The sequence below is a fragment of the Actinophytocola sp. genome (assembly GCF_049647105.1).
Taxonomy (GTDB): Bacteria; Actinomycetota; Actinomycetes; order Mycobacteriales; family Pseudonocardiaceae; genus Actinophytocola.
Window position 1 is genome coordinate 17,323 of sequence record NZ_JBARWZ010000021.1, and the last position, 14,436, is coordinate 31,758.

Below are 14,436 nucleotides of genomic sequence, written 5' to 3' on the forward strand. Positions count from 1 at the left end.
CTCCTATCGTGTCTAGCGCAGGCCGTGCGCGAGGCGGTGGTAGGCCTGGTTCCAGCGCAGCCGGTCGGCGAACGCGTCGGTCGTGGTGTCGTCGTCGATGAGGACCAGCTCGGTCTCGGCCATCCGCGCGAAGTCACGCAGCACGGCGGAACCGACCGCGCTGGTCAGCACGGTGTGGTGCGGGCCGCCCGCGGTGAGCCAGCACTCCGCGGAGGTCTGCAGCGACGGCGCGGGCTGCCACACGGCCCGCGCGACGGGCAGGTTCGGCAGCGGCTCGTCGGGCGGCACGACGTCGATCTCGTTGGCCACCAGGCGGAACCGGTCGCCGACGTCCGCGAGGCCGACCACGACGGCCGGGCCGGGGGCGGCGTCGAACACCAGCCGCACCGGGTCCTCGCGGTCACCGATGGACAGCGGGTGGATCTCGCACGACGGTGTGTCCCCGGCGATCGACGGGCACACCTCCAGCATGTGCGCGCCGAGGATCTTCGGGGTGCCGGGGCCGAAGTGGTAGGTGTAGTCCTCCATGAACGACGTGCCGCCCTCGCCCATGGCCTTGACCGCGGCGAGCAGCGCGGAGGTCTTCCAGTCGCCCTCGCCGCCGAAGCCGTAGCCGTCCGCCATCAGCCGCTGCACGGCGAGACCGGGCAGCTGCCGAAGCCCGCCGAGGTCCTGGAAGTTCGTGGTGAACGCGCCGAACCCGCCGTCGGTGAGGAACCGCCGCAGCCCGGCCTCGATGCGTGCGGCGTACCGCAGCGACTCGTGCCGTTCTCCCCCTCTTGCCAGCTCCTGCGCCAGGTGGTAGGCGTCGGCGTAGTCGGCGACGAGCAGGTCCACCTCGTCGTCGGCGACCGCGTCGACGACCGCCACGAGGTCGTTGACGCCGTAGGTGTTGACCGAAACGCCGAACCGCAGCTCGGCCTCCACCTTGTCACCCTCGGTCACGGCGACGTCGCGCATGTTGTCGCCGAACCTGGCCAGCCGCAACGATCTCAGGTGCGCGATGCCGGTGGCGGCGCGGGCCCAGTCGTCGATGCGCCCGACCAGCACGGGGTCGCTCGCGTGACCGGCGACGGTCTTGCGGGCCACGCCGATGCGGGTCTGGATGTAGCCGAACTCGCGGTCGCCGTGCGCGGCCTGGTTGAGGTTCATGAAGTCCATGTCGATGGACGCCCACGGCAGCGCCTCGTTGAGCTGGGTGTGCAGGTGCAGCAACGGTTTCCGCAGCACGTCCAGTCCGGTGATCCACATCTTGGCCGGCGAGAACGTGTGCATCCACGCGATCACGCCGACACAGGCGGGGTCGGTGTTGGCCGCCAGGAGGAGGTCACGGATCGCGACCGAGTCGGTGAGCACCGGTTGCCACACGATCTCGGCGCCGATGGCACCCGAGTCGGTGAGCATCCGCTGGATCTGCTGCGACTGGCCCGCGACCTGGTCGAGGGTCTCCGCGCCGTAGAGGTGCTGGCTGCCGGTGAGGAACCAGACCTGCGGCTTGGCGGCAGACGACATGTGGTGACTCCTTATGCCCGTGTTATTGCCCGTAGACGTTCTGGTACCGGGCGTAGAGCCGGTCCACGTGCTGCTGGTCGATCGAGTCCGGCTTGCCGAGCTGGTGTGCGAAGTGGACGGTTCGGGCGACGTCCTCGAGCATCACGGCGGCCTTCACGGCGGCACGCGCGTCGGCCCCGATGGTGAACGGGCCGTGGCCCTTCATCAGGACCGCGGGGGAACGGCTGTCCCGCAACGTGTCCACGATCCCTCGGCCGATCGAGTCGTCGCCGATCAACGCGAACGGCCCGACCGGGATGTCCCCGCCGAACTCGTCGGCGATCATCGTGAGCACGCACGGGATCGGCTCGCCCCGCGCGGCCCACGCGGTGGCGTACGACGAGTGCGTGTGCACGACACCGCCCACGTCGGGCCGGTGCCGGTACACGTAGGCGTGCGCTGCGGTGTCCGAGGACGGCGCGAGGTCGCCATCGACGAGGTTGCCGTGCAGGTCGGTGACGACCATCGCGTCCGGGCCGAGATCGTCGTAGGAGACCCCGGACGGCTTGATCACCATCAGGTCCTCGCCCGGCACGCGCGCGGACACGTTCCCCGCGGTCCAGATGACGAGCCCGTAGCGAACCAGCTCACGGTGCAGGTCCGCGACTTCCTCGCGCAGCGCGGCGATCGCGGTCATCGCGCGGCCACCGCCGCCCGGCGCAACGCCCGCAGCCGGTGCATGACGTCGTTGCCGCCCCGGCCGAAGTGGTCGTGCAGGTCGGCGTACTCCATGAACAGCTGCTCGTACACCGCCGCGTTCTCCGGGATGGGCCGGTACACCTCGCCGTCCGCCGACGCCATCGAGGCGGCGGCCGCACGGATGTCCTCGTATGCCGCCGCGGCGACGGCGGCGTGCATGGCCGACCCGAGCGCGGGGCCCTGCGCGGAGCCGATGGTCGACAGCGGCAGGTTGGTGACGTCGGCGTAGATCTGCATGAGCAGCGCGTTCCGCACGAGCCCGCCCGCGACGACCAGCTCGGTGACCGGCACCCCGGACTCGGCGAACGCCTCGACGATCATCCGCGTGCCGAACGCGGTGGCCTCCATGAGCGCGCGGTAGATGTCCTCCGGGCGGGTGGCGAGGGTCTGTCCGAGGACGACCCCGGACAGCTCGTGGTCGACGAGCACGGACCGGTTGCCGCTGTGCCAGTCGAGCGCGATGAGGCCGTGTTCCCCCGGTTTCTGCCGCGCCGCCATGGCGGTGAGGTGCTCGTGCAGCGAGACCCCCTGCGCGGCGGCGGCTTCGTGGTAGGCGGGCGGCACCTGGTTGTCCACGAACCACCCGAAGATGTCGCCGACCCCGCTCTGCCCCGCCTCGTACCCCCACAGTCCGGGGACGATGCCCCCGTCGACCACGCCGCACATGCCGGGCACCTCACGCAGTTCGGCACCGTTCATGACGTGGCAGGTGGAGGTGCCCATGATCGCGACGAGCCGCCCCGGCTCCACGGCCCGCGCGGCGGGCGCCGTGACGTGCGCGTCGACGTTCCCGACCGCGACCGCGATGCCAACGGGCAGGCCGGTCCAGTAGGCGGCGAGCTTGGACAGGGTGCCCGCCCTGTCGCCGAGACCGCCGATGGGATGGTCGAGCTTGTCCCGCACGAAGTTCGCGAAGCCGGGGTTCAGCTCACGCAGGTAGTCCTGCGAGGGGTAGGCGCCGTCCTGGTGGATGCCCTTGTACCCGGCGGTGCAGGCGTTGCGGACGTAGGTGCCGGTGAGCTGCCAGACGATCCAGTCGGCGGCCTCGACCCAGTGGTCCATGGCGGCGTAGACGTCGGGGGCTTCCTCGAGGAGCTGCAGGCCCTTGGCGAACTCCCACTCCGAGGAGATGAGCCCGCCGTACCGCGGCAGCCACTTCTCCTCCCGCGCGGCGGCGACCTCGTTGATCCGGTCGGCCTGTGGTTGTGCCGCGTGGTGCTTCCACAGCTTGACGTAGGCGTGCGGGTTGTCCGCGAACTCGGGCAGCTCGCACAGCGGCGTGCCGTCCCTGGTGGTCGGGATCATCGTGCACGCGGTGAAGTCGGTGCCGATCCCGATCACGTCCGCCGGGTCTGCGCCCGCGTCCCTGATCGCCGCCGGCACCGCGGTCCGCAGCACGTCGAGGTAGTCCCTCGGCACCTGGAGAGCCCAGTCCGGCGGGAGTTCCCTGCCGTCCGGCATGGTCCGGTCGAGGACCCCGTGCCGGAACTCGTGGACGGCCGTACCCAGCTCGGCACCGTCCCTGACCCGCACGACAACCGCACGCCCGGACAACGTGCCGAAGTCGACACCCACCACAAGCGCATCACCGCGGTCGCCAGTCATGTGGTGGATTGTTATCGTTAACATTCAGCACGTCAAGAGACTGGAGCGGCTTCTAACAGCAACTTGGTGAGCGTGCACACCTCACCCCCCACCTGGCCGTGGACAACCGTGCGCGGGTTGCGGTGCACCAGGACCGGGCCGGTCCCGGCGCACCCGCAGGTCAGCGGCCGCCCTACGCGACGCCCGTCACCGGCCGCGACGACACCGTGGTGACGCCCAGTGACTGGCCCCAAGATGAACCCAACACGCATGCGGTGGTTCACCTTGGCAGCTAGACATACCCGTCTTTCAAGACGGGCGGGTGGGGGGTGGGCCCACGCTGTTCCGGGACACGAGTGTCGGCGCGATGGTGCGCTGGACGTCTCCCATCTCGCCCTCCCCAACCTGTGCGAGCAGCAGATCCAGCGTTTCCCTTGCCACGGCGTCGAAGTCGGGGCGGACGGTGGTCAGGGGCGGGATGAAGTACGCCGCCTCCGGGACGTCGTCGAAGCCGACCACGCTGACGTCGTGGGGGATGCTCCTGCCGCGTTCGTGCATGGCGCGCAACAGGCCGAGGGCGAGGTGGTCGTTGGCCGCGAACACGGCCGTCACCTCGGGCATGCGGGCCAGCATCTGCCCGGCCCGGTACCCGGCGGCGGCACTCCAGTCGGCCGCCACCAGCGGCGGTACCTCCACGCCCGCCGACTCCAGTGCCTGTGTCCAGCCGCGCACGCGTCCCGCGCTGTCGAACCAGTCCGGCGGGCCCGACACGTGCCACACCGTCGAGTGCCCGGCGTCCAGGAGGTGCCGGGTCGCGGCGTAGGCGCCCGCGGTCTGGTCGACCGTGACCAGCGGCGTCATCCGTGCGGGGTCGCCGTCGATGGTCACCAGTGGCACCCCGGCAGGCACGTCCGCGAGGGCCTCGTTCGCCGACGCCGTTGGGGCGATGGCCACGATGCCCGCCACCCTGGAGTCGCGGTGGTGCTCGACGGCCGACGCGATCGAATCGCGGTCCAGGACCTTCACGCGGCGCAGGCTCACCGAGAAACCCGCCTCGGCCGCGGCCAGCTCGAACGCCGCGAGCAGCGACGCCGGGCCGTACAGCGACGAGTTCTGGGCGATCACGCCGATCAGCTGCGACCGCCCGGTCACCAGTGCCCGTGCCGCCTTGTTCGGCCGGTAGCCCAGCTGCGTGATCGCCGCGCGCACGCGCAGCCGGGTCTGCTCCCGGACGTTCGGGTGCCCGTTGAGCACCCTGGACACGGTCTGGTGCGAGACCCCGGCGAGGCGGGCCACGTCCGTCATCGCGGGATCGCGTGACACCTTCGCCGGATTGTCCACTCGCTACCTCATCTCACGTCGTTCCCTGTCCGCGCCTGGTCCGCGCCTGGTCACAGTGTCCCACCGTCACCCGATCGCGAACGTCGCACGCGCTCGTTCGGCGCGTCCCCCGCCCGGCCGGGCCACCACGAGCCGCCCGTTGTCGTGGGAAACGTAGGCGCCCGGGTCGTCGGAAAGGCGCAGCGACACGCCCGACCGGTCCGCCAGACCCGGCACCCGCACGAAGCTTGTCGCGCGTCCGTATTCGTCCGTGTCAGCGTATGGCTCGATCCGCAGCACGCCGTCGCCTGCCGCCACGTGTCGCTCCGGAAAGTTGACCGACCGGACCGCGACGGTGCCCGCGCCGAGGTGCCCGGGAGTGAACCGGAACCACGAGTCGGCCACCTCGCGCACGTTGCCGTCGACGCGAAGGCGGAACTCGGCGTGCCGGACCACCAGGTGCCGCGCGTCGTACGGCGACAGCCGCACCACCTGCCCGCCCTTGCCGACCGGCACACCGAACGCGGGCGTGCCGTCCTCGTTCCAGTACAGCTTCTGCACCCTGGTGTGCCGGTTCGGGTCGAACAGCGGGTCGCCGGTGATGTCGCGGTAGTCGCGGGCGTGGTAGACGAGCACGTCGTCCTCGCCCTGCACGGTGAACGAGTTGTGGCCGGGGCCGTACTGCCCGGTCTCCGCGCTGGTCACGAAGATCGGGTTCGGCGACTTGGTCCACGACCTCGCGTCGAGGAGGTTCGCGTTCTCGTCGGCGGTGAGCAGGCCCATGCAGTAGCGGGCGTCGGTGGCGGACGCGGAGAACGTGACGAACACGCGCCCGTTCCTGATCAGCACCGCGGCCCCCTCGTTGACCAGGAACCCCTGGATCTCCCAGCTGAGCGTGGGCACCGCGATCCGCACCGGCGCGGTCGCCAGCTCGGTCGGCGACGCCATCTCCGCGATGTAGAGGTTGCTGTTGGTCGCGATGCCCGGTTCGCTCTGCGCCCACAGGAAGTACCGCTTCCCCCGGTGCTCGAAGGTGGTCGCGTCGAGCGTGAACGACTCCCAGCCGGTCACCATCCGCTTCGGCGGCAGCCAGCCGGACGCGCGCGGGTCGGCGTTCGGCGACTCGAGCACGTAGGTGCGGATGCGGAACGGGTCGTCGCCGTCACCGGCCGCGAAGTAGACATACCAGCGGTCGCCGACGCGGTGCAGCTCCGGCGCCCAGATGTAGCCGGCCATCGGACCGGACGCGGGCCGCCGCCAGATGGTGCGTTCACGCGCGGTCGAGAGCCCGTCGATCGTGCTCGCGCCGCGCACCACCACCCGGTCGTACTCCGGCACCGACCCGGTCAGGTAGTACATACCGTCGACGGGACGGGTGACGAACGGGTCGGCACGCTGTTCGACCAGCGGGTTGCGGGTGGTGAGCGGTGCAGGCGACGCCGGGGCCGCGGTGGCCACACCGGGCGCCGCGGCGGGCAGGGCGCTCACCGCGGCCACCACGCCACCGGCCTTGAACAGAGTTCTCCTGTCGATGCCCATCAGCTGCTCCTGACCTTGATGCGGAGGAACGTCACCGAGTACGGCGGGAACGTGTGCGTGAACGTGCTCGCCACGTCCACCCGCGACTCGCGTGGCGCGATCGGGGTCGTGTACTGGGTGTTCACGTCGTTCGGGTCGCCCTGCAGCGTGGTCACCCTGGCGCTGCGCTCGACGCCTCCGCCATTCAGGTCGACGGTCGCGCGCGCCGCGTTCGCCTGCGCGTTGACGACCTTGACGATCAGCTCGCCGGTCCGCGCGTCGCGGGTGACGACCTGGCGGAACGGCTCCACCTTCTGGCTGTCGGTGAACTCGCCCCACTTCTGCCCGTCCAGGAACAGCGACACGGTCCGGCCGAGGACCGAGACACGCAGGTCGTAGGTCCGTCCGGTCTCGACGGTGGTGCCGTCGGTGATCAGCGTCGACTTGCCGCCACCCTCGGCCTTCTCGACGGCCGACTGCGTGTTGTTCCAGCCGCCCAGGTTCCACCAGTAGTAGTTGCCGGAGTCCTTGACGCCGAACCCGACCAGGAACCCCTCCCTGCCGGACTGCTTGGTGGCCTTCACGGTCACGTCGTAGTTCTGCCACGCCGGGTCGCCCGCCATGACCATCGTGTTCTCCGCCGCGGCGTCGGACTGGACATACGCGCCGCCGGTGACCGCCCACGTGCCGCGACCCGCGATGTTTGTCCAGTTCGCGTCGGTGCCGGAGAAGTCGTCGGCGAACAGCTGCGTGCCGTCCTGTGTGGTCACCCGGACGTCGTCGTAGGACGCGGCGGTGGCCCAGGTGGACAGCCCGACCGCGCCGGTGATCGGCTGGTCCTCCTGCGACGGGGTGCCGGTCGCGGTGCTCGGCACCACGCGGTCGCCCACGTTGTTCATGAACAGCCGCTGCGTCTCGTAGCTGGCCGAGCCCCACGACGCGCGGTTGTTGAACCAGATCATGTCCGGCCGCCACTGCACGTAGTCCTCGTTCGACAGCAGCGGCGCGTAGGACGCGAGCCGCACGACGTCGGCGTTGCGTTCCAGGCCGGTCATGTACGCGGCCTCGGACAACGCGTTGTAGAACCGGTTGTCCTGCGACGCGTACTCGCCGAGGAACACCTTCGGGCCCTGCCGGTCATAGCTGTCGTAGCGCTCGTTGTTCTGCAGGAACCAGGTCGGGCTGTTGTAGTAGTGCTCGTCGACCATCGCGACGCCCGCGTCCTTGTTGAGCTCCCAGAGACGGTCGAAGGTGCCGCCCGCGTCATCCGGGCCGGAGTTACCGACCACCGTGATGTCCGGGTGGGCCGCCTCGATCGCGGCGCGGAACTGGGTGAAGCGGGCGAAGTACGCGTCCGGCAGGTTCTCCTCGTTGCCGACCGCGAGGTGGGTGAGCCCGAACGGCGCCGGGTGCCCCATCCCGGCCCGCACCTTGCCCCACTCCGAGTCGGCGGGCCCGTTCGCGAACTCGATCAGGTCGAGCGTGTCCTGGATGTGCCGCGCCAGCAGGGCAGGGTCGTCGGTGGCCTGGTTCTGGCCGCAGCCGGTGACGAGCGCGGGCACGACCGGCAGCGCCATCGCGCCGATGTCCTCGGAGAACTGGAAGTACTCGTAGTAGCCGATGCCGTAGGACTGGTTGTAGCCCCAGAAGTTCGCGTTCGTGGCGCGTTGTTCGACCGGGCCGATCGTGTCCTTCCACTGGTAGGAGCGGCGGCGCTCCCAGTCCGGCGCCTCGTAGCCGTAGTGGCTGCCCGTGTTGACGAGGCAGCCGCCGGGGAACCGGACGAAGCCGGGGTGCAGTGCGGCGATCTTCTCGGCGAGGTCACGGCGCATGCCGTTCTGCCGGTTCTTGTACGTGTCTCGGGGGAACAGCGACACCATGTCGAGTGCGAGGGTGCCGGCTCCCCCGCCGGACACCAGCAGCCTGCCGGTGATGCTCGCCGTCTTCGCCGTGAACGTGCCGGTGTACCTGGTCCAGGTCGCGCCGAGGACGGCGAGCCGCAGCGGGTCGGCAAGAGCCGCGCCCGCCGGGTCGGTGAGCGACACGGTCAGCGGCGTGGTCGCCTGGTCGGTGCGGGCCCAGACGGAGAAGTCGTACCGCTTGCCATTCTCCACCCGGATGCCGGAGTTGTAGCCCGCGTTGATGACCTCGCCAGGCAGCGGCAGCTTCAGGTACCGGCGGTTGCGCTCGTTGAGGCGGCCCGCGTCGTCGACGACCTGCGGGTTGCCGCTCCTCGGCGCCCATCCGGTGAGCGGGGTGTAGGCCGCGTTGTCGGCCTGGTCGTACTCGAACGACCGGTTCTGCACCAGCTCGGCGTACAGCCCGCCGTCCGCCGCGCGGTTGATGTCCTCGAAGAAGACGCCGTACAACTGGTCGGAGATCTCCGGGCCCGTCGCGGACATGTCGACGGTGACGCGGTAGTCGGTGTCGGCCGCCTGACCGGAACCGGGCAGGGCGACGATCATGGACGTGGCGAGCACGGCCGCCAGCAGCGGCCGGATTCTGCGCATGGTGGTGCTCCCTCGCGTGGAAATCAGGGGTAGGCCGCGCGCACACCGTCCAGTTCGGACTGGGTCACGGGCAGGACCGTGCCGTGCCGGGGTCGCACGGGCAGCTCGTAGGAGGTCTCGAGCCGCCAGTCGCCGGAGGCGAGGTCGGCGGAGGTGAACGGCACGTAGCCGCGGCCGCCGAACTCCCCGAGGGACGACGTGAGCACCGGCCTTCCGCCGTTGCGCTCGTCCCACTTCAGCGGGTCGTTGCCGCGGCTGGCCGCGAGGGACACCTGCTCGCCTTCGGCGGTGCCCTCACCAGCGAAGCAGAGGAACACATGTCCGGCGTAGTGCGGCGCGGCCGCCGCCGGGGCTGGTGCGAAGAGACCCGCCGCGAGGACCGCGAGTACGAGGAGAGCCCGCATGGGAGTCCTCCGAAGACAGAGTCGACGCGGCAAAGTTAGCGCTAACATAGAACGCGTTCGGGAGGGTCGTCAACAAAAACAACTTCTTGGCGTCAGTCGCTTGACGTCCTGACTGTGAGCGTTCACTCTAGTGGCCCAGTGACACGGGTCACGCACGGTCCAACGGAGGAAGTGCAGTGCGGAAGACGATCACGACCGCCCTCGCCGCGGTCCTGCTGGCGGCACTGACCGCATGCGGCGGTGGCAGCGGCGGCAGCGGTGCGGGCAACGGCACCGACGACACGATCACCATGGGGTTCGCCCAGGTCGGCGCGGAGAGCGGCTGGCGGACGGCGAACACGAAGTCGGTCCAGGAGTCCGCGAAAGCGGCCGGGATCGAGTTGAAGTTCTCCGACGCGCAGCAGAAGCAGGAGAACCAGATCAAGGCGATCCGGTCCTACATCCAGCAGAAGGTGGACGTGATCGCCTTCAGCCCGGTGGTGGAGACCGGCTGGGACACCGTGCTGCTCGAGGCGCAGCGCGCCAAGATCCCGGTGATCCTCACCGACCGCGCCATCGACTCGGACGACACGTCGCTCTACGAGACCTTCCTCGGCTCGGACTTCATCGACGAGGGCAAGAAGGCAGGCAAGTGGCTGACGGAGAACACCGACGGCCCGGTGAACGTGGTCGAACTGCAGGGCACGACCGGCGCGGCGCCCGCGATCGACCGCAAGGAGGGCTTCGAGGCCGAGATCAAGTCCCGCTCGGACATCAAGATCGTCGCCTCGCAGACCGGTGACTTCACGCGGTCCGGCGGCAAGCAGGTGATGGAGGCGTTCCTGAAGTCCCAGCCGGACATCGACGTCGTGTACGCACACAACGACGACATGGGCCTCGGCGCCATCGAGGCGATCAAGGCGGCGGGCAAGAAGCCCGGCACCGACATCAAGATCATCACGGTGGACGCGGTGAAGGACGGCATGACCGCGCTGGCGAACGGCGAGATCAACTTCATCGTCGAGTGCAACCCGCTGCTCGGACCGCAGCTGATGGACCTGGCGAAGAAGGTCGTCGCAGGCGAGGAGGTACCGGAGCGCGTGGTCACCGAGGAGACGACGTTCGACCAGGAACAGGCCAAGACCGCGCTCCCGGACCGCAAGTACTGACAGATGGACATGGATCCACTCGTAGAACTGCAGGGCATCACCGTCACCTTTCCCGGGGTGAAGGCCCTCGACGACGTCGACTTCCGGCTCCTGCCCGGCGAGGTGCACGCGCTCCTCGGCGAGAACGGGGCCGGGAAGTCGACGCTCATCAAGGCGCTCACGGGGGTGCACGCCACCGACGCCGGCGAGATCCGTCTCGCCGGCGTCCCGGTGTCCTTCCACGGCCCCGCGCACGCGCAGGACGCCGGTATCAGCACCGTGTACCAGGAGGTGAACCTGTGCACGAACCTCTCGGTCGCGGAGAACATCCTGCTCGGCAGGGAGCCACGCAGGTTCGGCGCGATCGACGGCCGCGCCATGCGGGCACGCGCGGCGGAGTTGTTGTCCCGCATCGGGTTGCACATCGACCCGGGGTCCGCGCTCGGCAGGCACCCGATCGCGGTGCAGCAGCTCGTGGCGATCGCCCGCGCGGTCGCCGTGGACGCGCGGGTGCTGATCCTCGACGAGCCGACGTCCAGCCTGGACGCCGGTGAGGTCGCCGAGCTGTTCCGGATCGTGCGGGTGCTGCGGGACGAGGGTGTCGCGATCCTGTTCGTGTCGCACTTCCTCGACCAGGTCTACGAGATCGCGAACCGGATGACGGTGCTGCGCAACGGAAAGGTCGTCGGTGAGTACACGACGGCCGAGGTCGGCAGGCTCGAGCTGGTGCGTGCCATGATCGGCCGCGACCTGACCGTGCTCGACGAGGTGGAGCGGCGCACCGAGCGGCGCGTCCCGTCCGACACTCCCCTGCTGCGGGCCGAGCGCCTCGGCCGCGCGGGGTCGATCGCGCCGTTCGACCTGGAGCTGCACCCCGGCGAGGTCGTCGGGGTGGCCGGGCTGCTGGGCTCGGGCCGCACCGAGCTGGCGCGGCTGCTGTTCGGTGCCGACCGGGCCGACTCGGGTCACGTGTACTTCGACGGGAAACCGCTGAAGCTACGCACCCCGAGGTCGGCGATCGCGCACGGCATCGCCTTCACCTCCGAGGACCGCAAGGCCGAGGGGCTGGTCGAGGACCTGACCGTGCGCGACAACCTGATCCTCGCCGTACAGGCGGCCAGGGGGTGGGCGCGGCAGGTGTCCCGCCGCACCGCCGACGAGCTGGTCGCGAAGTACGTCGAGGCCCTGGACATCCGGCCCGCCGACCCGGACGCGGTGGTCGGCACGCTGTCCGGCGGCAACCAGCAGAAGGTGCTGCTGGCCCGGTGGCTCGTGACGCAACCGAAGCTGCTGATCCTCGACGAACCGACCCGCGGCATCGACGTCGGCGCGAAGGCCCAGATCCAGAAGGTGGTCGCCGACCTCGCGGCCGATGGCATGGCCGTGGTGTTCATCTCCGCCGAGCTGGAGGAGGTGGTCCGCGTGTCCGACCGGGTGGTCGTGCTGCGGGACCGGCAGAAGATCGGCGAGCTGACCGGCAGCGAGGTCAATGTGGACGACGTGCTGGCACTCATCGCCGCGGAGGCCGAGAAGGTGGTGCACACATGAGCGGAGCTTGCGGAGCCGTGAGCGGAGCTTGCGGAGCGAACCATCGAGCAGAGCGTCGATGGTCACGACCGCGGCGCGCTCGCGGAGGGCGCCGGTGGAGCGGAGCCTGCGGAGCGTTCCGGCGCCACGGAGCGTGCGAGGTGCGGTCATGAGGAACCGGTTGTGGTGGCCTCTGCTCGCGCTGGTGGCGCTGCTGGTGCTGAACCTCGTGTTCACGCCGTCGTTCTTCGCGTTGCGGATCCAGGACGGGCACCTGTTCGGCAGCCTCGTCGACATCCTCCGCAACGGCGCGCCCACGCTGCTGATCGCGCTCGGCATGACGCTCGTGATCGCCACCAGGGGCATCGACCTGTCGGTCGGCGCGGTCGCCGCCATCGCGGGCGCGGTGACCTGCACCCACATCGCGACCACCGGCGACGCGCTCGGTGGCATGGCGCTCGCGCTCGCACTGTGCGCGGTCCTTGGACTGTGGAACGGGTTCCTCGTCTCCGTCCTCGGCATCCAGCCCATCATCGCGACGCTCGTGCTGATGACCGCGGGCCGCGGCATGGCGATGCTCATCACCGAGGGCCAGATCGTCACCGTCAACAACGACATGTTCCGGCAGGTCGGCGCCGGTTTCCTGGTGCTGCCGATCGCGATCCTCATCAGCCTCGCCGCGCTCGCCGGGGTCGCGCTGCTGACCAGGCGGACCGCACTCGGCATGCTGATCGAGGCCGTCGGCGTGAACCCGGAGGCGAGCAGGCTCGCCGGGGTCCGCTCCCGCACGATCATCTGGACCGTCTACGTGTTCTCCGCGCTGTGCGCCTGCGTGGCCGGGCTGATGATCGCGTCGAACGTGAACGCGGCCGACGCCAACAACGCCGGGCTGTGGATCGAGATGGACGCGATCCTCGCCGTCGTCATCGGCGGCACGTCGCTCGCGGGCGGGCGGTACTCGCTGACCGGCACGCTCATCGGCGCGCTGGTGATCCAGACGCTGACCACGACCGTGTACACGATCGGTGTGCCGCCGGAGACCACGCTCGTGTTCAAGGCGGCGGTGGTGATCGTGGTGTGCCTGCTGCAGGCACCCAGGCTCACCCAGACACTCCGCAGACCACCGGCTGTTCCCGTGACGGTGCCGGAGAAGGCAGGTGCCCGATGACCGCGACCGCTCCCCCGCCGCTCGCGGCCAGGGAGAAGCCCCGCGCCTCCCTCGCCGCGCGGGTGCCGTCCCGGTTCCTTCCGGTGATCGCCACGTTCGTGGTGTTCGTGCTGACCTTCGGCGCGGGGTCGATCCGGTACGACGGGTTCGCCTCCGGCCAGGTCGTCGCGAACCTGTTCATCGACAACGCCTTTCTCATCGTCGTCGCGGTCGGCATGACGTTCGTGATCCTCACCGGCGGCATCGACCTGTCCGTCGGGTCGGTCGTCGCGCTGTCCACCATGATCGCGGCCGCCACGCTGCGGGCAGGGTGGCCAGCGTGGCTGGTGATCCTCGCCGTGCTCGCGACGGGCGCCGTCCTGGGGCTCGGCATGGGCGTGATGATCCACCGGTTCGGCGTGCAGCCGTTCATCGCGACGCTGGCCGGGATGTTCCTGGCGCGCGGGCTGTGCTTCGTGATCAGCGTGGAGTCGGTGTCCATCAAGAACGGCACCTTCCGCGACATCGCGGTCGCCTCGATCGAGCTGCCCGGCGAGGTCACGATCACCTACAGCGTGGTGATCGCGCTGATCGTGGTCGCGGTGGCGGCGTACGTGCTGCACCTGACCCGTTTCGGCCGGACCGTGTACGCGGTCGGCGGCAGCGAGTCGTCCGCCACGCTCATGGGGCTGCGCACCGGCCGGATCAAGATCGGCGTGTACGTGATCAGCGGGTTCTGCTCGGCACTGGGCGGGCTGCTGTTCAGCTTCTACATGCTGTCCGGCTACAGCCTGCACGCCGTCGGCATGGAGCTGGACGCCATCGCCGCGGTGGTCGTTGGCGGGACGCTGCTCGCGGGCGGCGTCGGTTACGTGGTCGGCTCGGTGTTCGGCGTGCTCGTGCTGGGCACGGTGCAGACCCTGATCTCGTTCGAGGGCACCCTGTCATCGTGGTGGACGAAGATCGTGATCGGCGTGCTGTTGCTGGCGTTCATCGCGCTGCAGCGGCTCATCGTTCGCCGTCAACCGCTGAAGTAGGCATACTGGAGG

Annotated in this window: 11 protein-coding genes; 4 read left to right on the forward strand and 7 right to left on the reverse strand. The window is 69.9% G+C overall.

Features of this window, described 5'->3' with window-relative positions:
- Nucleotides 1-12: 12 nt before the first annotated feature.
- From araA to WBA97_RS03050, 7 genes are all read right to left on the reverse strand, one after another.
- Entirely contained in the window at nt 13-1,512 is a 1,500-nt protein-coding gene (araA, locus tag WBA97_RS03020; RefSeq protein ID WP_424229101.1) for an L-arabinose isomerase, read from the reverse strand.
- A gap of 22 nt (nt 1,513-1,534) precedes the next feature.
- Entirely contained in the window at nt 1,535-2,188 is a 654-nt protein-coding gene (locus tag WBA97_RS03025) for an L-ribulose-5-phosphate 4-epimerase (RefSeq protein ID WP_424229102.1), read from the reverse strand.
- Nucleotides 2,185-3,855, reverse strand: a complete 1,671-nt coding sequence (araB, locus tag WBA97_RS03030) for a ribulokinase (RefSeq protein ID WP_424229103.1) — start codon at nt 3,853-3,855, stop codon at nt 2,185-2,187. The genes WBA97_RS03025 and araB overlap by 4 nt, the downstream gene beginning before the upstream one ends.
- A gap of 288 nt (nt 3,856-4,143) precedes the next feature.
- The gene (locus tag WBA97_RS03035) at nt 4,144-5,139 is read right to left on the reverse strand and encodes a LacI family DNA-binding transcriptional regulator (RefSeq protein WP_424229128.1); all 996 of its coding nucleotides are present in this window, start codon (nt 5,137-5,139) and stop codon (nt 4,144-4,146) included.
- Between the two features lie 102 nt (nt 5,140-5,241).
- Entirely contained in the window at nt 5,242-6,693 is a 1,452-nt protein-coding gene (locus WBA97_RS03040) for a family 43 glycosylhydrolase (RefSeq protein ID WP_424229104.1), read from the reverse strand.
- Complete coding sequence (locus WBA97_RS03045) at nt 6,693-9,182, reverse strand: alpha-L-arabinofuranosidase C-terminal domain-containing protein (RefSeq protein WP_424229105.1); 2,490 nt, start codon at nt 9,180-9,182, stop codon at nt 6,693-6,695. Before WBA97_RS03045 ends, WBA97_RS03040 begins: the two co-directional genes overlap by 1 nt.
- 23 nt (nt 9,183-9,205) lie before the next feature.
- On the reverse strand, nt 9,206-9,586 hold the full coding sequence (locus WBA97_RS03050; protein WP_424229106.1) for a hypothetical protein: 381 nt from the start codon (nt 9,584-9,586) through the stop codon (nt 9,206-9,208).
- A 176-nt stretch (nt 9,587-9,762) separates the two neighbouring features.
- Between WBA97_RS03050 and WBA97_RS03055 the strand changes: the two genes are divergently transcribed.
- From WBA97_RS03055 to yjfF, 4 genes are all read left to right on the forward strand, one after another.
- A complete protein-coding gene (locus WBA97_RS03055) occupies nt 9,763-10,734 on the forward strand; it encodes an ABC transporter substrate-binding protein (protein WP_424229107.1) in 972 nt (323 codons plus the stop codon).
- 9 nt (nt 10,735-10,743) lie between these two features.
- Nucleotides 10,744-12,261: a sugar ABC transporter ATP-binding protein gene (locus WBA97_RS03060; RefSeq protein WP_424229108.1), complete on the forward strand. Its 1,518-nt coding sequence runs from the start codon at nt 10,744-10,746 to the stop codon at nt 12,259-12,261.
- Between the two features lie 148 nt (nt 12,262-12,409).
- Nucleotides 12,410-13,408 carry an ABC transporter permease gene (locus WBA97_RS03065; protein WP_424229109.1) on the forward strand — a complete coding sequence of 333 codons (999 nt, stop codon included), beginning with the start codon at nt 12,410-12,412 and terminating at the stop codon, nt 13,406-13,408.
- Nucleotides 13,405-14,424, forward strand: a complete 1,020-nt coding sequence (gene yjfF / locus WBA97_RS03070; RefSeq protein WP_424229110.1) for a galactofuranose ABC transporter, permease protein YjfF — start codon at nt 13,405-13,407, stop codon at nt 14,422-14,424. Before WBA97_RS03065 ends, yjfF begins: the two co-directional genes overlap by 4 nt.
- Nucleotides 14,425-14,436: the final 12 nt, after the last annotated feature.